The sequence below is a fragment of the Corynebacterium sp. NML180780 genome (assembly GCF_007786415.1).
Lineage (GTDB): Bacteria > Actinomycetota > Actinomycetes > Mycobacteriales > Mycobacteriaceae > Corynebacterium > Corynebacterium gottingense.
Map to the genome: position 1 here is coordinate 1 of NZ_VNKN01000022.1, position 22,409 is coordinate 22,409.

22 protein-coding genes and 7 tRNA genes are annotated in these 22,409 nt (G+C 65.9%); 18 read left to right on the forward strand and 11 right to left on the reverse strand.

The genetic code is table 11. The features are described from left to right. Positions 1-182: 182 nt before the first annotated feature. A tRNA-Val gene (locus FPP74_RS11785) sits at positions 183-254 on the reverse strand. 284 nt (positions 255-538) lie between these two features. Here FPP74_RS11785 and FPP74_RS11790 point away from each other — a divergent pair. From FPP74_RS11790 to msrB, 9 genes are all read left to right on the forward strand, one after another. Then, positions 539-614, forward strand: a tRNA-Gly gene (locus FPP74_RS11790). A gap of 16 nt (positions 615-630) precedes the next feature. Beyond that, positions 631-702 (forward strand) — tRNA-Val (locus tag FPP74_RS11795). Between the two features lie 44 nt (positions 703-746). After that, positions 747-822: transfer RNA gene (locus FPP74_RS11800), tRNA-Gly, on the forward strand. 32 nt (positions 823-854) lie between these two features. Beyond that, positions 855-928, forward strand: a tRNA-Cys gene (locus FPP74_RS11805). Positions 929-943: 15 nt separating this feature from the next. After that, positions 944-1,015 (forward strand) — tRNA-Val (locus FPP74_RS11810). Positions 1,016-1,059: 44 nt separating this feature from the next. Further along, positions 1,060-1,135 (forward strand) — tRNA-Gly (locus FPP74_RS11815). Positions 1,136-1,203: 68 nt separating this feature from the next. Next, positions 1,204-1,935 carry a pyrimidine reductase family protein gene (locus FPP74_RS11820; RefSeq protein WP_158522250.1) on the forward strand — a complete coding sequence of 244 codons (732 nt, stop codon included), beginning with the start codon at positions 1,204-1,206 and terminating at the stop codon, positions 1,933-1,935. A 50-nt stretch (positions 1,936-1,985) separates the two neighbouring features. Further along, positions 1,986-3,311 carry a glycosyltransferase family 87 protein gene (locus FPP74_RS11825; protein ID WP_244213371.1) on the forward strand — a complete coding sequence of 442 codons (1,326 nt, stop codon included), beginning with the start codon at positions 1,986-1,988 and terminating at the stop codon, positions 3,309-3,311. Further along, positions 3,304-3,720: a peptide-methionine (R)-S-oxide reductase MsrB gene (gene msrB / locus FPP74_RS11830; protein ID WP_122085727.1), complete on the forward strand. Its 417-nt coding sequence runs from the start codon at positions 3,304-3,306 to the stop codon at positions 3,718-3,720. The genes FPP74_RS11825 and msrB overlap by 8 nt, the downstream gene beginning before the upstream one ends. Positions 3,721-3,783: 63 nt before the next feature. Here the strand turns inward: msrB and hemQ are convergent, their stop codons facing one another. Then, a complete protein-coding gene (gene hemQ / locus FPP74_RS11835; protein ID WP_095278957.1) occupies positions 3,784-4,485 on the reverse strand; it encodes a hydrogen peroxide-dependent heme synthase in 702 nt (233 codons plus the stop codon). Between the two features lie 141 nt (positions 4,486-4,626). Here hemQ and FPP74_RS11840 point away from each other — a divergent pair, with 141 nt between their 5' ends. Both FPP74_RS11840 and FPP74_RS11845 read left to right on the forward strand, forming a co-directional pair. Beyond that, positions 4,627-5,262, forward strand: coding sequence for a DUF3000 domain-containing protein (locus FPP74_RS11840; RefSeq protein ID WP_122085729.1), 636 nt, complete (start codon positions 4,627-4,629; stop codon positions 5,260-5,262). An 8-nt stretch (positions 5,263-5,270) separates the two neighbouring features. Continuing rightward, positions 5,271-6,482 (forward strand): HRDC domain-containing protein, encoded by a 1,212-nt coding sequence (locus FPP74_RS11845; protein WP_144718771.1) that lies wholly within the window; start codon positions 5,271-5,273, stop codon positions 6,480-6,482. A 6-nt stretch (positions 6,483-6,488) separates the two neighbouring features. Here the strand turns inward: FPP74_RS11845 and dxs are convergent, their stop codons facing one another. From dxs to dut, 4 genes are all read right to left on the reverse strand, one after another. Continuing rightward, positions 6,489-8,411 (reverse strand): 1-deoxy-D-xylulose-5-phosphate synthase, encoded by a 1,923-nt coding sequence (gene dxs / locus FPP74_RS11850; RefSeq protein WP_095545813.1) that lies wholly within the window; start codon positions 8,409-8,411, stop codon positions 6,489-6,491. A gap of 81 nt (positions 8,412-8,492) precedes the next feature. After that, positions 8,493-9,749: a class I SAM-dependent RNA methyltransferase gene (locus FPP74_RS11855; RefSeq protein WP_144718774.1), complete on the reverse strand. Its 1,257-nt coding sequence runs from the start codon at positions 9,747-9,749 to the stop codon at positions 8,493-8,495. 9 nt (positions 9,750-9,758) lie between these two features. Beyond that, positions 9,759-10,715 (reverse strand): DUF3710 domain-containing protein, encoded by a 957-nt coding sequence (locus FPP74_RS11860; RefSeq protein ID WP_095547113.1) that lies wholly within the window; start codon positions 10,713-10,715, stop codon positions 9,759-9,761. A 137-nt stretch (positions 10,716-10,852) separates the two neighbouring features. Continuing rightward, entirely contained in the window at positions 10,853-11,335 is a 483-nt protein-coding gene (gene dut, locus FPP74_RS11865) for a dUTP diphosphatase (RefSeq protein ID WP_144718777.1), read from the reverse strand. A gap of 84 nt (positions 11,336-11,419) precedes the next feature. Here dut and FPP74_RS11870 point away from each other — a divergent pair, with 84 nt between their 5' ends. Then, the gene (locus FPP74_RS11870) at positions 11,420-11,959 is read left to right on the forward strand and encodes a DUF3093 domain-containing protein (protein ID WP_095547115.1); all 540 of its coding nucleotides are present in this window, start codon (positions 11,420-11,422) and stop codon (positions 11,957-11,959) included. 3 nt (positions 11,960-11,962) lie between these two features. On the opposite strand, the gene FPP74_RS11875 is transcribed toward FPP74_RS11870, so the two are convergent. Both FPP74_RS11875 and FPP74_RS11880 read right to left on the reverse strand, forming a co-directional pair. Further along, on the reverse strand, positions 11,963-12,259 hold the full coding sequence (locus FPP74_RS11875) for a DUF4193 domain-containing protein (protein WP_095278964.1): 297 nt from the start codon (positions 12,257-12,259) through the stop codon (positions 11,963-11,965). Between the two features lie 162 nt (positions 12,260-12,421). Further along, entirely contained in the window at positions 12,422-13,303 is an 882-nt protein-coding gene (locus FPP74_RS11880) for an inositol monophosphatase family protein (protein ID WP_144718780.1), read from the reverse strand. A gap of 80 nt (positions 13,304-13,383) precedes the next feature. On the opposite strand from FPP74_RS11880, the gene ppgK reads away from it, so the two are divergent. Together ppgK and FPP74_RS11890 are read left to right on the forward strand one after the other, a co-directional pair. Beyond that, positions 13,384-14,151 carry a polyphosphate--glucose phosphotransferase gene (ppgK, locus tag FPP74_RS11885; protein ID WP_144718783.1) on the forward strand — a complete coding sequence of 256 codons (768 nt, stop codon included), beginning with the start codon at positions 13,384-13,386 and terminating at the stop codon, positions 14,149-14,151. Between the two features lie 214 nt (positions 14,152-14,365). Continuing rightward, positions 14,366-15,952 carry an RNA polymerase sigma factor gene (locus FPP74_RS11890; protein WP_144718786.1) on the forward strand — a complete coding sequence of 529 codons (1,587 nt, stop codon included), beginning with the start codon at positions 14,366-14,368 and terminating at the stop codon, positions 15,950-15,952. A 69-nt stretch (positions 15,953-16,021) separates the two neighbouring features. Here the strand turns inward: FPP74_RS11890 and FPP74_RS11895 are convergent, their stop codons facing one another. From FPP74_RS11895 to FPP74_RS11905, 3 genes are read right to left on the reverse strand one after another with little or no spacing between them, the layout of a single operon-like run. Continuing rightward, on the reverse strand, positions 16,022-16,543 hold the full coding sequence (locus FPP74_RS11895) for a DUF4190 domain-containing protein (RefSeq protein WP_144718788.1): 522 nt from the start codon (positions 16,541-16,543) through the stop codon (positions 16,022-16,024). Positions 16,544-16,597: 54 nt separating this feature from the next. Next, positions 16,598-18,373 (reverse strand): DEAD/DEAH box helicase, encoded by a 1,776-nt coding sequence (locus tag FPP74_RS11900; RefSeq protein WP_144718791.1) that lies wholly within the window; start codon positions 18,371-18,373, stop codon positions 16,598-16,600. Then, positions 18,370-18,624 (reverse strand): DUF3039 domain-containing protein, encoded by a 255-nt coding sequence (locus FPP74_RS11905; RefSeq protein ID WP_095278982.1) that lies wholly within the window; start codon positions 18,622-18,624, stop codon positions 18,370-18,372. The genes FPP74_RS11900 and FPP74_RS11905 overlap by 4 nt, the downstream gene beginning before the upstream one ends. A 50-nt stretch (positions 18,625-18,674) precedes the next feature. Here FPP74_RS11905 and FPP74_RS11910 point away from each other — a divergent pair, with 50 nt between their 5' ends. The 4 genes from FPP74_RS11910 (at position 18,675) to FPP74_RS11925 (ending at position 22,346) form a co-directional block, all read left to right on the forward strand. Then, on the forward strand, positions 18,675-19,181 hold the full coding sequence (locus FPP74_RS11910) for a DUF3099 domain-containing protein (protein WP_208636493.1): 507 nt from the start codon (positions 18,675-18,677) through the stop codon (positions 19,179-19,181). Positions 19,182-19,184: 3 nt separating this feature from the next. Beyond that, positions 19,185-20,732, forward strand: a complete 1,548-nt coding sequence (locus FPP74_RS11915; protein WP_144718795.1) for a class I SAM-dependent methyltransferase — start codon at positions 19,185-19,187, stop codon at positions 20,730-20,732. Then, positions 20,732-21,166: a D-aminoacyl-tRNA deacylase gene (gene dtd / locus FPP74_RS11920; protein ID WP_144718798.1), complete on the forward strand. Its 435-nt coding sequence runs from the start codon at positions 20,732-20,734 to the stop codon at positions 21,164-21,166. The genes FPP74_RS11915 and dtd overlap by 1 nt, the downstream gene beginning before the upstream one ends. Positions 21,167-21,353: 187 nt before the next feature. Then, the gene (locus FPP74_RS11925; protein WP_144718801.1) at positions 21,354-22,346 is read left to right on the forward strand and encodes a sigma-70 family RNA polymerase sigma factor; all 993 of its coding nucleotides are present in this window, start codon (positions 21,354-21,356) and stop codon (positions 22,344-22,346) included. Positions 22,347-22,409 lie beyond the last annotated feature (63 nt).

Here is a 22,409-nt window from a genome sequence, read left to right on the forward strand (position 1 = left end):
GCTGGGCAGGACGAACATAACCCCAGCACAACACACCCAAAAACCACCCATCCCACCCCCAAAAAAGCACACATTTTGTCGCTTAAGTCGACACGCCGAGAAAAGCACACATTTTGTCGCTTAACCCGCAGTACCACGTATAAAAAATGGAAAAACCGCCAGTTACCTGGCGGTTTGTCTCGTGGTCCTAGCTGGGATCGAACCAGCGACCTTTCCGGTGTGAACGGAACGCTCTTCCACTGAGCCATAGGACCGAACGAATTCATACTTTACAACGCCACCCCGCGATTCCACGAATCCGCAGGACACGACACTCTTCGGCACACCTATGGCCCTCACGGAAGTACGGGGATAGCGGTGGCGTCGATAAGCGAAGGGGCGGGAACGCCAAACGACAACGATGTAACTCAGAGATCGACTCGGCGTCATCGGAAATCGGGGCGTGACCTCACGATTTGGACTATGATTGCCAACCGGTTAATGTTTTATCTCGCACCACGCAGTGTTGGTCACGATGTTGACAGCCACTAAGGTGCGTGCGGATGTAGCGCAGTTGGTAGCGCATCACCTTGCCAAGGTGAGGGTCGCGAGTTCGAGTCTCGTCATCCGCTCCAATCCCGTAAGGGATGAGCGCGATTAGCTCAGCGGTAGAGCACTACCTCGACACGGTAGGGGTCACTGGTTCGATCCCAGTATCGCGCACAGAGTCTTCACTGCAAGACTCGGGGCAAGCTCATGTTTGCCGCGCGGATGTAGCGCAGTTGGTAGCGCATCACCTTGCCAAGGTGAGGGTCGCGAGTTCGAGTCTCGTCATCCGCTCCAAGTACATACGGGTACTTTGGAGGAAGCTCCACGGTGGATTGGTCGAGTGGTTAGGCAACGGTCTGCAAAACCGTGTACACGGGTTCGATTCCCGTATCCACCTCCAAGCTGGAAACAGCCCGCGCGATTAGCTCAGCGGTAGAGCACTACCTCGACACGGTAGGGGTCACTGGTTCGATCCCAGTATCGCGCACAGAGTCTTCGCAAGAAGACTTGTGGCAAGCCCACGCTTGCCCCGCGGATGTAGCGCAGTTGGTAGCGCATCACCTTGCCAAGGTGAGGGTCGCGAGTTCGAGTCTCGTCATCCGCTCCACGCAACACCGTCGGGTTCTTCCCCGGCGGTGTTTTTGCATGTGCCCCTGCTTCTTTATGCTGGCATGTATGAAGCAGACACCGTTCACCACCGCCGACCTGCTGGGCCCCACGCTCCCACCTGCCGAGCGCGAGCTGCGGCTGATCGCAGTCATGTCGCTGTCCGGCGCCGCCGCCGTCGAAGGCACCTCCGAATCGCTCGGTAACGACATCGATGCGGCCCTCCTCACCACGGTCCGCGCCTGGTCCGACGTCGTCCTCGTCGGTGCCGGCACCGCCCGCGCCGAAACCTACTCCGGCGTCAAGTGCAGCGAGTCCGAGCGGGACAAGCGAGTCGCCCGCGGCCAAGCCCCCGTCCCACCTATCGCGGTGCTCACAAAATCCTTCGACTTTGACCCATCCTCGCAGCTGTTCACAGACACCGAAGTGCCGCCGGTCTTCCTCGCGCCGCAAGCCTCCCTCGACGATCCAGGCCTCGCCAGCGCTCGCCAGAAGCTTCTCGACGCCAACGCGCAGCTCATCTCCACCGGTGACGGCTCCGCACACGCCATCATCGACGCCCTCCACACCCACGGATTCAACCGCATCACCTGCGAGGGCGGACCGGGGCTGTACGGAACCCTCCTCGCGGCCGGTCTCGGCGACGTCCTCCACCTCACCATCGACCCGCTCGTCCACGGCAACGTCGAAACCACGCTCTTCGGCGCCGGCGGCAACTACAACGCGCGTCTCGCCCTGGAAGACGTGCACACGAGCGACGATTCCGTCATGTTTTGCCGCTACCGTCGCGCAGACCAATAGCCGCACCGGCGATACCGGAAACGCGCACCCGGTTCGGTACGGTAAATCGCGTGACTACCACGCTTCGCCCCTCCCCCAGCTGGCAGCAGCGGATCAACGCGCTGTGGACCTCGCCCGCGGCGCGCCCACCCGCAGCCGCCGCGCCGCGCAGCAGCACCGGGGACCTTCACTCCCCCTCCGCCCGCGCTGTAACGGCCGCCGCGTGGCCGCTGGCCATCCTGCTCATCGTGCACCGGCTTGTCGTGCTCGCCCGCGAGGGCTCACCCACCGACGACTTCACCACCGTGTGGGCGGCGACACACCGCTTCATCCAGCGGGTCCCGGTCTACAACGAGATCTACCACTACGTGGACCCGCATTACCTGTACAACCCTGGTGCGACGCTCCTGCTCTCCCCGCTCGGATTGGCGGACTCGCCAGACACCGTGCGCCCCTGGTTCATTCTGGCTAACGCGCTCGCGATCATCGGTGCGCTCGCCTGGTGCGCCCGTCTTGCGGGTGGCCGGCTCACCGGACCCGTGTTCCCCGTCGCGCTCGCGGCGGCGTTTGCGACGGAGTCGGTGACCAACACGCTGGTCTTTTCCAACATCAACGGCATCCTCCTGTTGGTGCTCACCGCATTCCTGGCCAGCTACCGCGCCCACCGCTTCCTCGTCGCTGGGGTCGTCCTCGGCCTGGCCATCCTGATCAAGCCTATGTTCGCCCCCCTTCTCGTGCTGCCGCTCATGCAGCTGCGTTTCGGGGCCGTGGCCGCAGGAATCGCGGTGCCAGCCCTCCTGAATGTGGTGGCCTGGCCGCTCACTCCAGGCGCCGACGACTATCTGACCAAGCTCGTGCCGTACCTGGGCATCACGCGCGACTACGCAAACTCTTCGCTCGCGGGCTTCGCTGTTTACTTCGGCATGCCCGCCTGGGCGCACGGTCTCCTCTTCGTCGTGCTCGGCGCGGCCGTCGCGGCCGCAGTCCTGGGCCTTGCGCGCTGGCGTTTTAGCGACGAATGGCTCTGGCTCACGTGTTCCACCGCCGTGCTCCTCGCCGGGGTGTGCCTGCTCAGCTCGCTCGGCCAGGCGTACTACTCAATGATGCTCTTCCCCGCAGCGTTTACGGCGCTGCACCGCGCCAGCCCATTCCACATCGCCGCGCCGTGGGCGGGCCTGCTTCTGTGCGTCAGCCCGCTCCAGTTCAACAGCACCGTCATCGGGCCGGTCGGCCGGTGGCTCAACACATTTCTGCCCACCGCGGGTTGGGCAATCTTCATCGTGGCAATCGCCGCTTGGGTAATCTCAGTGCTAACGCGTAGTCTGCCAGCAGCACCGGCACAGGAGCTACACGAGCCGGGCAAGACACCGGAGGCACAGGAGGCACAGCATGACTGAAAACAGCAACGATTACAGCGCTTTCACTGAGGACGATTGGAAGGCAAAACTCTCCCCCGAGGAGTTCTACGTCCTGCGCCAGGCCGGCACCGAGCCCGCGGGCGTCGGCGAGTACACCAACACCACCACCGAGGGCGTCTACCGTTGCCGTGCCTGCGGCGCGGAGCTGTTCCGCTCCACCGAGAAGTTCGACGCGCACTGCGGCTGGCCGGCGTTCTTCAGCCCGCTCGCGGGTGATGCGATCATCGAGCGCGAGGACCGCTCGCACGGCATGGTCCGCACCGAGGTGCTCTGCGCCAACTGCGAGTCCCACCTCGGCCACGTCTTCGCCGGCGAAGGCTTTGACACCCCCACCGACCTGCGCTACTGCATCAACTCCATCTCGATGACGCTCGACGAGCGCAAGTAAAACGCTTCTCGACGCCACGTGGACCGCGGCGTCTGCAACGGGGCGTCGACAAGCGTGCTCTGCTTAGGGCAGAATCTTGATGATCTCGCCAATGTCCGCGACGCGGCGACCCGTCTGGAACGGGATCTCCTCGCGCACGTGAAGGCGCGCCTCGGTGTAGCGCATCTTGTGCATGAGGTCCTCGATGCGCTCCAGGCTGGGCGCCTCGAACGCGAGCATCCACTCGTAGTCACCCAGCGTGAACGCCTCAACCGTGTTCGCGCGGACATCGGCGAAGTCGCGCGCGGCTTTGCCGTGGTTGGCCAGGATGCGGCGGCGCTCCTGCGGGTCCATGATGTACCAGTCGTAGGAGCGCACGAACGGATACACGGTGATCCAGGCCTCCGCCTCCTCGCCCATGATGAAGCTGGGCAGGTGGGATTTGTTGAACTCAGCCGGGCGGTGCAGGCCGTTGCCCAGCCACGAGACCTCGAGCAGCTGGCCGAGGGCGGTGGTGCGTCGGAAATCTGCCAGCGCCTTCTGCAGGTACTCAAACTCCTCGGCGTGCCACCAGATCATGAAGTCGGCGTCGGCGCGGATGCCCGTGTTGTCGTAGATCCCGCGTACGACGACCTTGCCTTCCGCCTCAAGGTCCGCGAAGAAGCGCTTTGCTTCCGCGGTCAGCTCCTCGCGCTCGGAGCCGAGAGCACCGGGGATGGCGCGGAACACCGCAAACTGGAGGTAGCGCTGAACGGAGTTCAGTGCGTCGAAATCAAGCTTGGCCATAGGTTTGTATCCTTTCTTCGGCCCGGGCGGGCCAAATCAACCGAAAGTCGTAGGGACAGTCTACGCGCCGTCGGCACGCGCCCCGGCGTTCGGCGCGCCTCCCACCCGCGGGCCGCTACGGTAGCTACGTTGAACCCTGTGATGAATTCGGACACCCCCTCCAACACGGGCGACGGCACACCCGCCCCGCACAGCGACACCGCCTCCCTGCCCGCAGATTTCTCTGCTGCGGTGGAGTCTATGCACGCTGCGAAGCTGCGGCCGGAAGTCACCCTCGGCACCATCCGACCACCCCAGCGGCCCGCGCCATACAGCCACGCCGTCGGGCTTGAGGTCGACCGCTCCGGCGACGAGTCCGGCACCGTCCCCGCAGACAGCGAGGGCGACGCGTTCGGCCGCCTCATCCTGCTGCACTCCCCGGACGCCGAGGAGGCGTGGGAGGGGTCCATGCGCCTCGTGGCCTACATCCAGGCCGACATGGACGACGCGGTCGCGTCCGACCCGCTGCTTCCGGACGTCGCGTGGCAGTGGCTCAACGAGTCGCTCGCCGAAGCCGGCGCGGGCTACACCAACCTCGGAGGCACCGTCACCTCCACGGCCTCCGTCCGCTTCGGCGAGATCGGCGGCCCGCCGCGCGCCTACCAGCTGGAGATGCGCGCCTCCTGGACCGCCGAAGGCATCGACCTCTCGGGCCACGTCGAGGCGTTTGCCAAGGTGCTCGCGCACGTCGCGGGGCTGCCGCCGGAGGGCGTCACCGCGCTGGGTGCACGCAAGTAGTTCGCCCCGTGTGTGAAAAGGTAGATTACAGGCTTGTCGATACGCCCGCTGGCTTCCAGGAGGCGGCCGAGGCGCTGGCGGCAGGCCGCGGGCCGTTCGCCGTCGACACCGAGCGGGCCTCGACGTTTCGCTACGGCGACCGAGCATTCCTTATCCAGGTGCAGCGCGAGGACGCAGGCACGTTTCTCATTGCACCCGAGGGGCACCGCGACGACGCCACCCGCGCCCTCTCGCCTGTGCTGAACGGCGAGACCTGGATCCTCCACGCCGCTGCGAGTGACTTGCCCTGCCTGTCCGAGCTGGGCCTGCGCGCCGGCAGCCTGTTTGACACCGAGGTTGCCGCACGCATCGCCGGATACCAGCGCCCCAACCTGGCCAACATGGTCGAGCGCATCTGCGGCGTGGTGCTGGAGAAGGGCCACGGGCGCGAAGACTGGTCCAAGGTGCCGCTGCCCCGAGAGTGGCAGGACTACGCGGCGCTCGACGTGGCCTACCTCACCGATTTGGCCGACGGGCTCGCCGAGGAGCTCGCGCAAACCGGCAAGCTCGAGTTTGCGGAGCAAGAGTTTGCGTACATCCTGGACACCTCGTCCTCGCCCCGCACTGGCACGGGCTCCTGGCGCGACCTGAAAGGAGCCTCGCGGATCAGCAGCGCGCTCAGCATGCAGCTTGCCAGGGCGCTGTGGACTGCGCGCGAGGCACAGGCGAAGCGCTCCGACCGCTCTCCGTCCAACATTCTGCAGAACCGCGTGCTTGTCGACATCGCACTCGCCCAGCCGACCACCATCCGCGACGTCATGGCCGTCCCGGGGTTCCCCCGTCGACGCAAAGACCTCGCCGCTGCCTGCCTGGATGTGATGGCGGAGGCGCGCGAGCAGGACCGCTCAACGTGGCCGACCCGCCCGAAGTCAGCGCCGACGGACGTCCCCTCCAAGTCGACCATGCGCCGCGAGTACCCTGCGCTCAGCGGGGCGCTCGAGGAGGCCCGGGACGAGGTAGCGGACCTCGCCGACGCGCTGAACATGGAGGCGAGCACCATCGCCACCACGAAGCTGCTGCGCGCAGCGGTGTGGAAGGCGTCGCACTCGCTGCACCCCTGGGATGTGCGGCGGGCTCAGCAGGAGCTCAGTGAGCTCGGCGCGCGGCCCTGGCAGTGCGAGCTCGTCGCGCCGATCATCGCGGCCGCGGGGCTTTCCGCAGCAGACGAGTCCGACGAGTAAGCGCGGCTAGTTCTCCCGGTCTGCGAGGTCGAGCGCCCAGGTGCGCACCTGCTCGGTCGCAGACTCCGCATCCAGGCCGTACTCCGCCAGTACCTCATCACGCGACGCGTGCTTGGGGTACACGGACGGGAATGCCAGCTGGCGCAGCGGCGTATCAATCTCCGCGGCGTGGAGCGCCTCCGCGACGGCAGAACCCACGCCGCCGCGCATCACCCCGTCCTCGTACACCACCACCAGGTCCGCCGAGGCAGACATATCGATGAGCTCCGGCGCGACCGGAACGACCCAGCGCGGGTCCACGACCGTGACGCTGATGCCGTCGCCGGCGATGGCGTCCGCGACCTCGAGCGCCGGGCCCGCGAACGTGCCGACAGCGACGAGGAGAACGTTGAGGACGGAGTCATCGTCGCGGTCAAGCGTGGTGCGCAGCACATCGACCGTACCGCGGCGCTCCTTTGCCTCGATGTCAGCGCCGACCTTGCCCTTCGGGAAGCGGACGACGGTAGGGCCGTCGTCAACGCCGAGCGCTTCGTGGAATTCTTCGCGCAGCCGTGCCGGGTCGCGCGGCGCGGCGATGCGGATGCCCGGGACTATCGACGCCACCGAGAAGTCCCACACCCCGTTGTGGCTCGCACCGTCCGAGCCGGTCACGCCGGCGCGGTCGAGGACCACCGTGATGGGGAGGTGCAGCAGGCCGGCGTCCATCAACAGCTGGTCAAAGGCGCGGTTGAGGAAGGTGGAATAGACGGCCACCACCGGGTGCATCCCACCGAGCGCGAGACCGGCGGCGGAGGTGATCGCGTGCTGTTCCGCGATGCCCACGTCGAAGAAGCGATCCGGGAACTCCTCGGCGAACGGCTGCAGGCCGGTCGGCCCCGCCATCGCCGCCGTGATGGCAACAACGTCGTCGCGCTCGTGGCCGGCTCGCAGCAGTTCCTTGGTAAACACGGAGGTCCAGCCGGGAGCGGACTTGGCCAGCGACTCGCCTGTCACCGGATCAATCACGCCGGTGGAGTGCATCTGATCCGCCTCGTTGTTCACGGCCGGGGCAAAGCCGTGTCCCTTCTCCGTCACCACGTGAACGATCAGGGGGCCATCGTAGCGCTGCGCGTAGTGGAACGCGCTGAGCAGCGCCTTGAGGTCATGGCCTTCCACCGGGCCGACGTACTTCATGCCCAGGTCCGGGAACATCTCCGTGGGCAGCACCTGGTACTTCACGCCTGCCTTGAGCGCGTGGAGCGCTTCGAACGTCCGCTCCCCGACCCAGCCCATAGACTTCAAGGTCTTCTTGCCGGACTCCATGACTTCGTCGTAGCCCGGCTGCATCCGCAGCGCGACGAGCTGGTCGCGCAGTTTGGACAGGTTGTTTGCAAAGCCGCCGATGGTTGGCGAGTAGGACCGCCCGTTGTCATTGACCACGATGACCACGTTGCGGTTGCCCGCCGCGATGTTGTTCAGCGCCTCCCAGCACATGCCGCCGGTGAGCGCGCCGTCACCCACGACGGCGACCACCTTGTCGTCGCCGTGGCCGCTGAGCTCCTTGGCCTTGGACAGGCCGTCCGCGTAGGACAGCGACGCGCTGGCGTGCGAGGATTCCGTCCAGTCGTGCTCCGACTCAGCACGGTCGGTGTATCCGGAGAGCCCGCCTCGCTTACGCAGCGTGTCAAACTTGTCGGCGCGGCCGGTAAGGATCTTGTGCACGTAGGACTGGTGCGAGGTATCAAAAATGATCGGGTCCTGCGGCGAGTTGAACACAGAGTGCAGCGCCAGCGTGAGCTCGACAACACCGAGGTTCGGCCCGAGGTGCCCGCCGGTGGCGGAGACCTTAGCAATCAGCAGCTCACGGATCTCCTCCGCGAGCGCGTCAAGTTCCTCCACCGACAGCTTTTTCACGTCGGTTGGCGATGTGATTCCCTCGAGCATTCCCACTGTTGTCAAGCTCTCCTTCGTCTCGCCGGTATTCCCCGCCATGTTACACCGTGCCGCCACGCTGCCCTATCCTTGCAGCGCTCACGCCCGGGGCGTCAGGAGGACGACGGTTTCGAAGTGGTGGGTGAGCGGGAAGGCGTCGATAAGCATCATGCGCTCGACGCGGTACCCGTGCTCGCCCCAGGTGCCCAAATCGCGCGCGAGTGTTGCGGGATCGCAGCCGATGTGGATGACACGTGGTGGCGCGGCCTGAGCCACCGCGCCGACGACCTCGGCTCCCGCGCCGGATCGCGGCGGGTCGAGCACTACGTGCGCTGGGCTGGGCAGCTTATCGACGCTCACCTCCACCCGAGCATTCCGCACCCGCACATCCAGGTCCGCAAGCCCCGGCTGCGGCGTCCCGGTCGCCGCCGGCGAGTAGTCCACGGTCTCGACGCGGCCCCCACCCAGCGCGCGACTGATCGCGGGCGCGAACATGCCGACGCCGCCATAGAGATCCCAGCCAACAGCACCGGGAGCGTTGGCAGCCTCGCCCCACTGCGCAACGATGTCGGCGTACGCCTGCGGTGCCGCGGTGTGCGCCTGCCAAAAGGCGGTGGCTGGGAAGGTGAACTCGCGGCCGTCGACACGCTCGGTGACCATCCCGGTACCCTCCACGACAGTGTCGATTGTCTCCGCGCGGCGCCCGCGCTGCACCTTTGCCGTCTCCACGACGTGCCGGGCTCCAGTGGAATCGATCACCGCGATGACCTCGGCTCCCGGAGTGAAGCGGCGACCGCCGGGGCCGACGAGGCCGTCGAGCAGGCCGGGCACCATCTGGGCACAGGGGAACTCGGTTACCAGCTCGGTGGAACGCAGCTTGCGCAGGCCGGCGCGGCCCTCGCTATCCACGCCCAGCCGGGCGCGGGTGCGCCAGCCGTGGTCGGGCGCGAGCGCGGTTTCCTGAAGATCACTGTCGGCTTGGAACCCGTCGAGCACCCCGGATCGCTTCGCCAGGGTACGCAGCTGGCCGACGAGCACCTCACGCTTCAGCTCGCGCTGCGCGGGAGCTGTCACGAAACCGAAGTCGCAGCATCCGGCCCCGTGCGCCGCAGCCTGGCACACCTGGCGGGTGCGCTGTGGGGATGGCTCCAGGACCTCGACGAGGTCTGCGCGCGCCCACCGCTTCTTTACCTTGGTGGGCCGGGCTTCGACGCGGTCGCCGGGGATTGCGCCGCGGACGAATACCACACGTCCGTCGGGCGCGTCGGCGATTCCCTCCCCTCCGTGCGCCATTGCGCGGACAGAAACTTCGAGGGTCTCGCCTACCTCAAGTGCCCCGGTTCCCGAGTCTGCCATGCGTGGAAACTACTTATCCTTGTTGAACTGGTTGTTCTGGTCGATGATCTGCTTGAGCGCGTCGCTAAGCAGGTTCGGGTTGCCACTCTGCGGAGCACTCTGGCCCGCAGCGGCGCTTTGGCCCTGCTGAGCACGCTGCTGCACCGCCTGCTGCACCTGCTCTGCGATCTTCTTCGGCAGGATCACATCGAGGGAGCTCCCGGCCAGGACCGGGTCGTTGCCGCGATACACAAAGGATCGCGCTACGATCTCGCGCCCCAGCTTTGCCAGGTCGTCCTCACGGCCCTGCGGCGCGGCGAGGGTGACGCGGTAGAGCCAACGCGGACCCTCCACACCGATGATGCGGATCACACCATTCGTGCCCTGGCCAACGATCTCTTTGCCCCACGGCCCCTGCTCGAAGGTGACCGGCATGCCCTCGTTGCGCATGCCCTCTGCAATCTCCTCGGCGGAGTCGTCCCAGAGACCACCGCTGCGCGGAGCCGCGAAGGCAACCGGGGTGACGCGACCGTAGCGGGTGACAATGTGGACCATCTTCGGCCCCTGCTCACCCATCTCCACCTGCACCTGCGCCTCTTTCGGGAACGGGATGCGCATGGAGTGCAGGTTCAGCGTGGCGCTGGAGAAGTCAGAGAAATCAAAGTCCTCGATGTTGACGGAATCGCCGTCGAAGGGGCCGGTGCTGCCGTTGATCGGGTCGTAGTCCGTCAGCGGTGCGGTGCCGGCCGCCTGGCCGCCGTCCTGCACTGCGGGTGCCGCCGCCTCTGCAGGCTCCGCTGCGTCGGGCGCAGCTGCTTCTGCCTGCGCTGCCTGTGCTGCGGCGGCGTCCGCAGTGTCGGCGTGGTTGGTGTTGTCGGCGGGCTCGGTGTGCTCGGTGTGCTCGGTGTGCTCGGGGACCTGCTGGGCAGCCGCGTCGTTGTCGGCCTTGTTGCGGTTCTTCTTCTTGCCAAACGGCCACAGTGCCATAGTTTCTGTCCTCCTCGCGCCCGGTTGGGCGTTGCTGCGAAATTTTCGCGGTGGTTTCGCGTCGTAAAGTCGTGCCCTTTGACCATAGCGCGCCGCGCCTCAAGCGCGCGCGGTGGTGGGGCCTTCAACGGTTCGCGCTATTTCGTCCCGGTCGAGCCGTAACCGCCCTCGCCGCGGACCGTTTCGTCGAGCGCATCGACCTCGACAAAGTCAACCAGCTCCACGCGCTGGACAACGAGTTGGGCAATGCGCATCCCGCGCTCGACGGTAAATGCCTCCGAGCGGTCCATGTTCACCAGACACACTTTGAGCTCGCCGCGGTATTGGGCGTCGACAGTCCCCGGCGTATTCACAATGCTTAAGCCGTGCTTCGCAGCGAGCCCGGAACGCGGGTGGATCAGCCCCACCGTGCCGAGCGGCAGGGCGAGGGCCACGCCCGTGCCCACGAGTGCGCGCTGTCCCGGTTCCAGGGTGATTGTCTCGGCGGAGTACAGGTCCGCGCCGGCATCCCCGGTATGCGCGCGTTTGGGAAGCGGCAGCTCCTTATCCAGCCGTTTCAGCGGGATCGGCGGCAGTTGGCCCGCGCCAACCAGTTGTGTGTGTTCGTTGTTCTCGCTCATGGTGCCCCACCTTACGGTACGGCTTGCACACAACAACGCGGCGAATTGGACAGCTCACCCATCCCCTGAACTAAAGTTGCATTCGTGTCTGAAACCTCGCGCTCCAACGATGCAACTGCCCACGCCACCGGCGCCGCAGCGCCCGAGGTGCTCTACCGCGAACGACAGTGGGTGCCGTGGTACTGGTGGGCGGCCGGAATCGGCCTGACGTTACTCCTTGCCGCCCAGTTTGCGCTGAACCGCAACGTCTGGTGGTTCATCGTGCCGCTGGTAGTCATCGGCGCGCTCGTCGCGTGGTTCCTCACATGGCTGTCCAACACCACAGTGTCCGTCGAGCGCGACCCGGACGGCTCGTGCTGGCTCCGCGTCGGCGAGGCAAACCTGCCCGCAGACGCGGTTGATCGCGCGATGGTCGTCCCCCGCTCCGCGCGGCAGAACGCGCTCGGCCGCCAGCTCGACCCGGCGGCGTACCTCGTTTCACACGCCTGGGTCCCCGAGCACGCGCTCATCGTGTTGAACGACCCAGAGGACCCAACCCCCTACTGGCTCATCTCCTCGAAGCACCCCGAGGCGTTGCTCGCCGCGTTCGTCCCCGAGAAAGCCCCTGCCGACGGGGCTGCGTAAGGCTTACTCGCAGTCCAGGCAGTACTTCGAGCCGTCATCGGCCGTGTACGCCAGGCGCTTCTTCTTTTGCACCAGGAAGCAGGAGGCGCAGGTGAACTCGTCGTCCTGCCGGGGCTTGACCTCTACGTTGAGCTCCTCACCGGACAGATCCTGCGCGGGGATTTCCACTGGCTCGACGATCTCGCCGTCGTCGTCCATGCTGCTGCCGGCTACTTCTGCGGCCTTCAGGCCTTCGAGCGAGTCGGTCTCAATCTCGTCGTCCTCGAGTCGGCGACGCGGCGCATCATAATCCGTAGCCATGGTGTTCTTCCCTCCAGCTCAACGTGCAAAAGTAAAAAGGTGCGGTGCTTTGTTTTGAGCGTCCTGCCAGGTCCTACCGGGTCCCACCAGGACGCGTTTGAGCGGAATACTAAAGCAAATGGCTCGATCTGTCACTTTCGCCCCCGACCAGGGGCGATGCTGCTAAGCGCCGACTCTCAAATCGCGCACTGCCCCCGCCTCCTCCAGCAGCCGCGGGAACGATTCCGCGAGCCCCGGAGCGCAGGCGTACATCAATGCGCCGTCACCGCCGCGATCGCGCAAGCCCGGGTGGTGCACCACCGCTCCCGCCTCGGCGGCAATCACCGCGCCGGCAGCGTAATCCCAGGGGTGCGTGCCGTGCTCGTAGTAGGCGTCCGCGCTCCCTTCAGCAACGCGGCAGAGGTCCAACGCCGCCGAGCCCATGCGGCGGATGTCGCGCACCTGCGGCAGGAGCGTGGTCAGGATCTGCGCCTGCTGGCCGCGCCACCCGGAGTCGTAGGAAAAGCCGGTCTCCACCAGAGCGGTAGCGGGACGGGAGGCCCGGGATGTGTGGATGGGGTGGGCGGTGGCGTCGCTAAGCACGAAGGCCCCGTGCCCACGGGCGGCGAAATAGGTGATGCCTCGGGCGACATCAGCGACCGCGCCAGCGACGAGCTCGCCGTGCACAGCGACGCCGACAGAGACCGCGTAGGCGGGCAGCCCGTAAATAAAATTCACGGTGCCGTCGATGGGGTCGATGACCCACTCAACGCCAGTCTCGCTCAGCTTCGACGCGCCCTCCTCGCCGATGACGCCGTCGCCGGGACGCAGCTCCGAGAGCTTGCCCACGACGCGCTCCTCGCACCCCTTGTCCACGGCCGTGACCGGGTCAACCTCGGACGTCTTGGTCTGCGCGACCATCTCCACGGAACCGTGCCTGGTTAGAAAGTCGCGCTGCTTGGCCACGAACCCGGCCGCGTCCTGCACGAGCTCAACGCACAGGTCGCGCAGCTCAGCTGGGGTGGGCGTGTTTGCGGTGCCATTGGGGGAAGTCTGCGTGCTCATAGTCCCCATCGTGCACCGACTTTCCAGGAAGCGCGACTCGCACCGCCCCTTTTATGCCCCACCTTTGTAAGCTGTGCCGTATGAGCGATACGACTGCAACTCATCTCGGATTCGGCGTGGACGTCGGCGGCTCGGGCATCAAAGGTGCCATCGTTGACATGGATACCGGCGAGTTTGTCGGCGAGCGTGTCAAGATTGCCACGCCCAAGCCCGCGACGCCCCAGGCCGTGGCCGACACCGTCGCGGAAATCGTGCGCGCGCACGACTGGCACGGGCCGATCGGCATCACCCTGCCGTCCGTCATCCGTAACCAGGTCGCGTGCAGCGCCGCCAATATCGACGAAGCTTGGATTGGCACCAACGTCCACGAGCTCTTCTCCGCAGCCCTGGACACCGAGGACATCGCGGTGCTTAACGACGCCGACGCCGCCGGTCTCGCCGAAGTCGCATTCGGGGAGCCCGAGGCCCGCGAGGGCGCCGTCATCTTCCTGACTTTCGGCACCGGCATCGGGTCCGCCTTCTTTATGGACGGCACCCTCTTCCCCAACACGGAGCTCGGCCACCTGGTCATCTCTGGCAAGGAAGCAGAGCATGTCGCCTCCTCCGCTGCCAAGGACCGCGAGGAACTCAGCTACAAGAAGTGGTCCAAGCGAGTCGACGCCGTCCTGCACGAGTACCAGCGCCTGTTCAGCCCGTCCGCGTTTGTGGTCGGCGGCGGCATCTCCCGCAAGGCGGACAAGTGGGTCCCGAACCTGACGGTGGACGTGCCAGTGGTCGCCGCGCGTCTGCGCAACCGAGCAGGCATTGTCGGCGCGGCAATGGCGGCGAACGAGCACGTTGCGCCGTAATTGATTGGTCCGGCCCAACCACAGATCCAGGACTCATGTACGGTGGGCACCGGACAGCAACCGCTCCTGCCCTCGTGGGACGCACCTTTCCGGCTCCGCGACACGAACGGCGCGTGAAAGATGCGGCACGATGGCGAGTGCTGGAATAGATTCAGCGCGCGGCCTGTTAGGATTGGCGTTCTAGAATTGGAACCATTGCGCAATCCGGCAGGATATGCATACGGATATTCTCGCAGGAAGCAGGGTTGCGCGCAGTGGAAGAAACCGAATCGGCGAAAGGGCGTACGTGGTAGCCAGCGAAGCATCAGGCAATAACACCGTGGAGAATGCAGCACAGGCATCCTCCGACGGTGGCGCAGGCAACGGTGCAAACGACGCCGCGGCAACTCCGGCGGCGAAGAAGACGGCCAAGAAGGCTGCAAAGAAGACCGCTCGGAAGAAGGCCACGAAGAAGACGGCGAAGAAGTCCGCTCGAAAGAAGGCCACCAAAAAGACGGCCAAGAAGACAGCCCGCAAGTCTGCGAAGAAGACCACCAAGAAGTCAGCGGCCAAGAAGGCGACCGCTGCACACGCAGGCGCCGAGGGCGTGGACGAGGACGAGCTGCGCACCGATGCGCTTGTCGACGATGCCGATACCGTCGACGACCGCGACGACGAAGATTACGATCCCGACCTCGCGGACGAGGACGCCGACTTTGATGACGAGCTCGGCGAGGACATCGACGAGGACGATCTGGACGGCGACGACATCGAAGATGACGAAGACGATGACTCGGACGACGAGGAAGAAGATTCCTCGTCCGTCTGGGACATCGAGGAGTCTGCCGCGCTGCGTCAGGCGCGCAAGGACGCGCAGCTGACCGCGTCCGCTGACTCCGTCCGCGCGTACCTCAAGCAGATCGGCAAGGTCGCGCTGCTGGACGCGGAGCAAGAGGTCTCCTTGGCCAAGCGCATCGAGGCCGGCCTGTACGCCCAGTACCGCCTGGACGAGATGGCGCGCGCCGCCGCTGAGGGCGACAAGGATGCCAAGCTCACCCCTGCGGTCAAGCGCGACCTCCGCGCGGTGGCCCGCGACGGCCGCAAGGCGAAGAACCACCTGTTGGAGGCAAACCTCCGCCTCGTGGTCTCGCTGGCCAAGCGCTACACCGGCCGCGGCATGGCGTTCCTGGACCTCATCCAGGAAGGCAACCTCGGCTTGATCCGTGCAGTGGAGAAGTTCGACTACTCCAAGGGCTACAAGTTCTCCACGTACGCCACGTGGTGGATCCGCCAGGCGATCACCCGCGCGATGGCGGACCAGGCCCGCACCATTCGTATTCCGGTGCACATGGTGGAGGTCATCAACAAGCTCGGACGCATCCAGCGCGAGCTGCTGCAGGACCTGGGCCGCGAGCCCACCCCACTGGAGCTGGCGAAGGAGATGGACATCACCGAAGAAAAGGTGATGGAGATCCAGCAGTACGCGCGCGAGCCGATCTCCCTGGACCAGACGATTGGCGACGAGGGCGATAGCCAGCTCGGTGACTTCATCGAGGATTCCGAGGCGGTCGTCGCCGTCGACGCGGTGTCCTTCACCCTTCTGCAGGACCAGCTCCAGGACGTGCTGCACACGCTCTCCGAGCGCGAAGCTGGCGTGGTACGCCTGCGCTTCGGGCTTACCGACGGCATGCCGCGGACTTTAGACGAAATCGGCCAGGTCTACGGCGTGACCCGCGAGCGCATCCGCCAGATCGAATCGAAGACGATGTCCAAGCTGCGCCACCCGTCGCGTTCCCAGGTGCTGCGCGACTACCTGGACTAGCCTTTCGCGGATAAAGCGGTGCCCCGCCCGGAATTCTCTGGGCGGGGCACCGCATTATGTACGGCTAAATTAGCCAAACTCGCGCTCCGCGACATCTTCTACGCACTTTTCGTAAGCGGCCGTGTCATCCACCAAGTGGTCGCACTCCCCGACGAAGGTGGAAACGAGTCCGACACCGATGAGCATAAACACCACGCTGAGCAGCGAGGCGATCGCGCCGAGAACGATGCCGGCGATGGCCATCCCCTTCCGCGCGCCCGGACCGGCGATCTTCTTCGCGCTCCGGATCCCCAAAATGCCGAGGATAATCGCGATAACACCGAGGAACACCCCGCCGACGATCGTAATGATTGCAAGCATGGCGAGGATACCCACGATCATGGCGGCAAGCGCCATGCCGTTGTTCTTCTGTACCCCATACGGCTCGCCCTGCGGGTACGCGCCACCGTAGGCGGCCCCGCCGTCGTACTGCCATTGCTGGCCTTGCTCGCCCGGCTGTGGCTGACCTGGCTGCGGGTACTGCCCGTAATCCGAGAACCCCTCGGGATGGCTGTACGGACCCTCCTGGTTCGGGTTATAACGATCTGTCATGGTCGTCTCCTTCACTCGTCGCCGTGCACTCGCCCACACTACCGGTCTTTTGCGCTACCAGCCACGCAAGTAGTCAATGCGTTGCTGCAGCTGCTCGGCGTTGCACAGTGCGGTCGGCGGCCCGCCGCACGCCTTCCTTGCCTCCGTGTGGATCGCGCCGTGCGGACGCCCCGTCTTGCCCGCGACGATGGAGACGCGCGTGTTCAGCTCCTTGCGCAGCCTGGGGATCTCATCCGCAGCGGTCTCGCCCCCGCCGCCGGTGGAGCCAGACTTGGACGGTGCGGCGCCGGGCCCAGCAGCGACCGGCTCGCCCAGCGTTTTCGCCCGTTCTGCGGCTTCGCGCTCCGCGGCCTTCCGCGCCTTCTCCTCCGCCTCGCGGGCGTCCAGCTGGTCGCTCTGCCGCTTGCGCAGCAGGGTCTTGACCTGTTCGGCGTCCAGCAGTCCCGGGAGCCCAAGGAAGTCTTGTTCCTCGGCGGAACCAGCTGCGGTCGCGGTGCCGTAGGTGGAGCCGTCGAAAATCAGCGAATCCAGCTCGGCGGACGCACCGATGGACTCGTAGCTCGGGCCCTCGTCGGGCTCGTTCTCTTGGCGGTTGGCTTGCTCAATGAGCTCGTCGGACCAGCCCTGCTCGCGGTGCGGCTTGCCCAGGACGTGGTCACGCTCCTCCTCCATGTTCTCCGCCAGCCCCAACAGCACGGGCACGGACGGCAGGAACACGGACGCGGACTCGCCGGGCATGCGGGAGCGAACGAAACGGCCGATTGCCTGGGCAAAGAACAGTGGCGTCGATGCGGAGGTGGCGTACACGCCGACGGAGAGGCGCGGGACGTCGACGCCCTCGGAAACCATTCGCACCGCCACCATCCACTCGTCGCGGGACGCCGAAAACTCCTCGATGCGGTCGGAGGACCCGGGCTCGTCGGAAAGCACCACCGTGACCGGCGTGCTGGAGATCCCCTCGAGCATCTTGGCGTAGGCGCGCGCCGTGGTTTTGTTCGTGGCGATGACCAGCCCGCCCGCGTCCGGCATGTTGGCGCGGATCTTGGTCAGGCGCGTGTGCGCGGCCTGCAGCACGAGGCGGATCCAGTCCCCCTTCGGGTCCAGTGCCGTCTTCCACGCGCGTGCCGTTTGCTCCGCGTTGAGCGGTTCACCGAGGCGGGCTGAGTATTGCTCGCCAGCGGAATCCCGCCATTCTGTCTCCCCGCTGTAGGCGAGGAAGACAACAGGGCGCACGACGCCGTCCTTGAGCGCGTGCGAGTAGCCGTAGGTGTAATCGGCCTCGGAGACGAGGTGTCCCTCGCCGTCCTCGTTGTAGCGCACGAACGGGATCTGCGAGTCGTCGGAGCGGAACGGCGTACCGGTGAGCGCGAGTCGGTGCTCTACGTCATTGTATGCCTCATAGACGCCGTCGCCCCAGCTCTTCGAGTCGCCGGCGTGGTGGATCTCGTCCAGGATGACCAAGCTGCGCCGCGCCGACGCGACTGCGTGGTGCTTGAACGGGTGCATACCCACCTGCGCGTAGGTGACCACGATGCCGTCGTAGGAGGGGTTCACCGCGGACGAGTTGGTGAAGTTGGGGTCCAGCGACAACCCGAAGCGCTTGGCCGACTCGGACCACTGGTGCTTCAGGTGCTCCGTCGGCACAACCACAATGAGCCGCTGCACCGTGCGGTCGGCCAGGAGGGTGCTCGCCAGCGTCAGCGCGAACGTCGTCTTTCCCGCTCCCGGCGTTGCCACGGCCATGAAGTCGCGCGGTTTTGTACGCAGAAACGAATCAAGGGCCTCTTGCTGCCATTTACGGAGCTGAGGCCCTGGTGTCGACGCTGTCACTTGCGGCGCAGCCCCTCATAAATCCGCTGGCAATCGGCGCAGACCGGGGACCCCGGCTTGGCCTGCTTCTTTACAGAGAACTTCTTTCCGCAGAGCGCGACAACCTGCTTCCCAGAGATCGCGGAATCCACGATTTGGTCCTTCCGCACGTAGTGGAAAAACTTTTCCTTGCCGTCCTCCGTGGTTGACGAGGTGTCCTCCCGGAGGTCGGGGCGCTCAAGAGTCTTCGTCGTCGTATTCACGCCTTCCATCATGCCCCAAAGTGGGTCGGAATTTGCAATGCCCCGCTACCCTTTGCGTTATGAGCGGATCTGACCACACCTTCCACCAACCCGAGTCGGGCGTGCCCGGTCCGCACCCGCACACGATCGACGCCCAGCCGGACGAGGAGCAGCCCCGCCGCCGCCGGCTCCGCCCGAGGCGCTCCCGGCGCGCGCTCATCACCGACGCAACGCGGACCCACGAGCAGGATCTGCAGAGCCGCGAAAAGCAGTATCTGTTGTGGCAGGGTGCGCGCGTGCCACTGATCGCCATCTCCGTCCTGTGCTCGGTGCTGGGCCATTGGTGGTTCGCCGCCCTTTTCTTCTCCATTTCGATCCCGGTGCCGTGGATCTCCGTCATGATTGCCAACGGCCAGGGCGAGGCGCGCGATAAGCGGGACAAAAACGTGTACAAGCCTGCGCTCGCCCGCGAGGAGGCCCGGCTCGCTGCGCAGGCCCGAGCGCAGTTGGAGGCAGGCCAATCGCGCTCTGGCGCCGACCGCTCCCCCGCTATCATCGAGTCCGATCCCGACGCCAGCAAGGAGTAGCCAATGCCTCTCGAACCGCTCCCCGAGTCTCTTCCCAGCGCCGTTCGCGCGCTTGCCGACGCTCTCGCGTCGACCGGTTTTACCGCCGACGGCATCGCCAAGCACCTCGGCCCCCACGCGACTGCGGCGCTCTACCGTGGCGAGCCGGGCGTCGTGCTCGCCGCCTGTGACGCTTCGCCGCTGTCGCGCCTGATCCGTTTCTTCTTGGTACGCGAGCCGGCGTCGCAAGCCCAGCTCGACGAGCTCCTTTCTCCTGACCTGGTGCGCATGCTTCTCGACGCCACCGTGATCCGCCCCTCCGCCAACGACCGGTTCGCCGTGGCCCTCGACCTGCGCCCCCACGTCCTCGCGGGGCAGGACCGACTGATCGTGTCGGACCTGGATGCGTCGATGACCGCGCACGTGCCGGGGCCCGACCACGTCCTGGGCGTTGGGTCGGCGTCGCTCTCGCTGCTCAGCGCCTCGCCGGAGACGCCGGTTGACACGGTGCTGGATCTCGGTTGCGGCTCGGGGGTGCAGGCGGTGGCGCAGGCAGGGGTTGCGCAGCGCGTGGTGGCGACGGATGTGCACCCGCGCGCCCTGGAGCTGGCTCGCGCGACGCTCGCTGCGAACCGGATCGACAACGTCGAGCTGCGCCAGGGCCCGTGGTTCGAGCCGGTTGCCGACGAGCGCTTCGACCGGATCGTAGCGAACCCGCCGTTCGTGGTGGGACTGCCCGAGGTGGGCCACGTGTACCGCGATTCGGGGTTGTCGCTCGACGGGGCAACCGAGCTCGTTGTCGGCCAAGCCCCCGCACACCTGGCGGAGGGCGCGACCGCGTGCATCCTCGGTGCGTGGGTCCACCGCACCGGCGAGAGCTGGCGCTCGCGCGTTGCTTCGTGGCTGCCCTCCCGCGGTGTGAGCGCCTGGGTCCTGGAACGCGATGTTGTCGACCCGGGCCAGTACGTCTCTACCTGGCTTGCTGATGAATCGGTCGACGTCCGCTCCCCAGAGGCCGTCGAGCGCACCGAGCGCTGGCTTGCACACTTCCGCGACAACGACGTCGAGGCCATCGGGTTCGGGTGGATCTTCCTCCGCGAGATCGGCGATAACCCCACCGAGATTACCGCCGAAGACCTCTCGCACCCGTTCACGGATCCCCTCGGGCCGGAGGTGGACGAGTACTTCACCAGGGCCGAATGGCTGCGCGGCAGGGACACCGACGACATCCTGGATGCCGCGTACATGGTCCGCCCGGGCGTGGCGCTGGAAAGGGTGAGCGTCGCCGACGCCGAGGCCGGGATGGGCTTTGCGCAGCGAGTCACGAGGGTTTCGCGTACTGACGGACCGCGCTTTACCCACGAGGTCGACGACGGTGTCGTCTCGATTCTCTCTGGCCTCCACCCACAGGGGTTGCCCCTGCGCGAGGTGGTGGGGGTGCTGGTGGCGTCGCAAGGCGTCGATGACCCGGCGGAACACACACGCCTTGAGAACAACGCAGCGGCGATTGTGGTGGATTGTGTGCGCCACGGCCTCGTCCTGCCCGCTGAGATTATTGCGAAGGAGTCCTGATGAAAGCTGTACTGACGCGAGTGGAGAGTGCTTCTGTCACCGTCGACGGGGAGGTCGTCGGGGCGATCGACTGCCCCGAAACCGGCGGCATCCTCGCCCTCGTCGGCGTGGGCCGCGACGACGCGGAGGACGCGTGGGAGAAGATGGCCCGCAAGATCGCGGAGCTGCGCATTCTCGACGGCGAGCGCTCCGCCCAGGACGCCGGCGCGCCCGTCCTCCTGGTCAGCCAGTTCACCCTCATGGGGCGTACAGCGAAGGGACGCAGGCCGTCGTGGGCGGATGCGGCGCCGGGCGAGGTAGCTGCACCGGTAATTGCCAAGATCGCAGAGGAGCTCCGCAGCCGCGGCATCACGGTCGAAGAGGGCCGGTTCGGCGCGATGATGGACGTGGCGAGCGTCAACAGCGGGCCGTTCACGGTCCTCGTCGAGGCGTGACACGGGGCGAAACCTGGCCGCTACCCACGTTCTAGGGAAGAAGTTCCTGGAGTGATGCTGAGAGTCGAGCGAGGCAGACGCGCGTTGCATAATATTTACGCTCAGCCGGAACAATCGGGAGCGTTGCTCCGTTTGATCTATAAGACTGAACTTACGGTTCGAACCCCTTTCAAGGAGGCAGCTCTTCATGACTCAGCCGGACCACGCTCGTGATGCGGGCAACGAAGACAACGTTGACCGCGGTAGCCGCCGAAATCAGACCAATGACAATCCGTCGGCGGACCTCGTGCGCGTGTACCTCAACGGTATCGGTAAAACGGCACTGTTGAACGCTGAGGAAGAGGTCGAGCTGGCCCAGCAGATCGAGGTAGGCCTTTACGCCCAGCACCTGCTGGACGACCCGGAGGTCACGCTCACCCGCGCCAAGAAGCGTGACATGAAGATCCTGGCCAAGGAAGGGCGCAAAGCGCGCTCACACCTGCTGGAAGCCAACCTGCGCCTCGTGGTCTCGCTGGCAAAACGGTATACGGGGCGCGGAATGCCGCTGCTGGACCTGATCCAGGAAGGCAACCTCGGGCTGATCCGTGCCATGGAAAAGTTCGACTACGCCAAGGGGTTCAAGTTCTCCACCTACGCCACCTGGTGGATCCGCCAAGCCATCACGCGCGGGATGGCGGACCAGTCGCGCACGATTCGCCTACCAGTCCACTTGGTGGAGCAGGTGAATAAGCTCTCGCGCATCCGCCGCGAGATGTACCAGTCCCTGGGCCGCGAACCTACGAATGAGGAGCTTTCCGAGGAGTCCGGCATCGAGGAGTCCAAGATTGAGATGCTGCTGCGCCAGTCGCGCGACCCGGTGAGCCTGGATATGCCCGTCGGCGCGGACGAGGAGGCGCCGCTCGGTGACTTTATCGAGGACGCTGAGGCGACGGACGCCGAAGACGCTGTGGTCTCGACTCTGCGCCACGACGACATCGAGGACATCATCGCGGGCCTGGAGGAACGCGAACAGGACGTGATTCGCCTGCGCTACGGCCTGACCGACGGCGTGCCGCGCACCTTGGACCAGATTGGCCGCCAGTTCGGCCTGTCGCGCGAGCGCGTGCGCCAAATTGAGCGCGAGGTTATGGCCAAGCTGCGCGTCGGCGACCGCGCCGACCGGCTGCGCGACTACGCCTAGGGCACCGCGCGTACACTTGCAGGGCTTGGATGGTCTGTGCTCGAAATGACTCACGCAGACCGT

Excerpts from the sequence above, each read along its gene's own strand:
- FPP74_RS11820 (WP_158522250.1), top strand. The coding sequence starts at position 1,204 with ATGAAGCAGACACCGTTCACCACCGCCGACCTGCTGGGCCCCACGCTC.
- msrB (WP_122085727.1), top strand. The coding sequence starts at position 3,304 with ATGACTGAAAACAGCAACGATTACAGCGCTTTCACTGAGGACGATTGG.
- hemQ (WP_095278957.1), bottom strand. The coding sequence starts at position 4,485 with ATGGCCAAGCTTGATTTCGACGCACTGAACTCCGTTCAGCGCTACCTC.
- FPP74_RS11840 (WP_122085729.1), top strand. The coding sequence starts at position 4,627 with ATGAATTCGGACACCCCCTCCAACACGGGCGACGGCACACCCGCCCCG.
- FPP74_RS11855 (WP_144718774.1), bottom strand. The coding sequence starts at position 9,749 with ATGGCAGACTCGGGAACCGGGGCACTTGAGGTAGGCGAGACCCTCGAA.
- FPP74_RS11860 (WP_095547113.1), bottom strand. The coding sequence starts at position 10,715 with ATGGCACTGTGGCCGTTTGGCAAGAAGAAGAACCGCAACAAGGCCGAC.
- dut (WP_144718777.1), bottom strand. The coding sequence starts at position 11,335 with ATGAGCGAGAACAACGAACACACACAACTGGTTGGCGCGGGCCAACTG.
- FPP74_RS11875 (WP_095278964.1), bottom strand. The coding sequence starts at position 12,259 with ATGGCTACGGATTATGATGCGCCGCGTCGCCGACTCGAGGACGACGAG.
- FPP74_RS11880 (WP_144718780.1), bottom strand. The coding sequence starts at position 13,303 with ATGAGCACGCAGACTTCCCCCAATGGCACCGCAAACACGCCCACCCCA.
- ppgK (WP_144718783.1), top strand. The coding sequence starts at position 13,384 with ATGAGCGATACGACTGCAACTCATCTCGGATTCGGCGTGGACGTCGGC.
- FPP74_RS11890 (WP_144718786.1), top strand. The coding sequence starts at position 14,366 with ATGCATACGGATATTCTCGCAGGAAGCAGGGTTGCGCGCAGTGGAAGA.
- FPP74_RS11895 (WP_144718788.1), bottom strand. The coding sequence starts at position 16,543 with ATGACAGATCGTTATAACCCGAACCAGGAGGGTCCGTACAGCCATCCC.
- FPP74_RS11905 (WP_095278982.1), bottom strand. The coding sequence starts at position 18,624 with ATGGAAGGCGTGAATACGACGACGAAGACTCTTGAGCGCCCCGACCTC.
- FPP74_RS11910 (WP_208636493.1), top strand. The coding sequence starts at position 18,675 with ATGAGCGGATCTGACCACACCTTCCACCAACCCGAGTCGGGCGTGCCC.
- FPP74_RS11915 (WP_144718795.1), top strand. The coding sequence starts at position 19,185 with ATGCCTCTCGAACCGCTCCCCGAGTCTCTTCCCAGCGCCGTTCGCGCG.
- dtd (WP_144718798.1), top strand. The coding sequence starts at position 20,732 with ATGAAAGCTGTACTGACGCGAGTGGAGAGTGCTTCTGTCACCGTCGAC.
- FPP74_RS11925 (WP_144718801.1), top strand. The coding sequence starts at position 21,354 with ATGACTCAGCCGGACCACGCTCGTGATGCGGGCAACGAAGACAACGTT.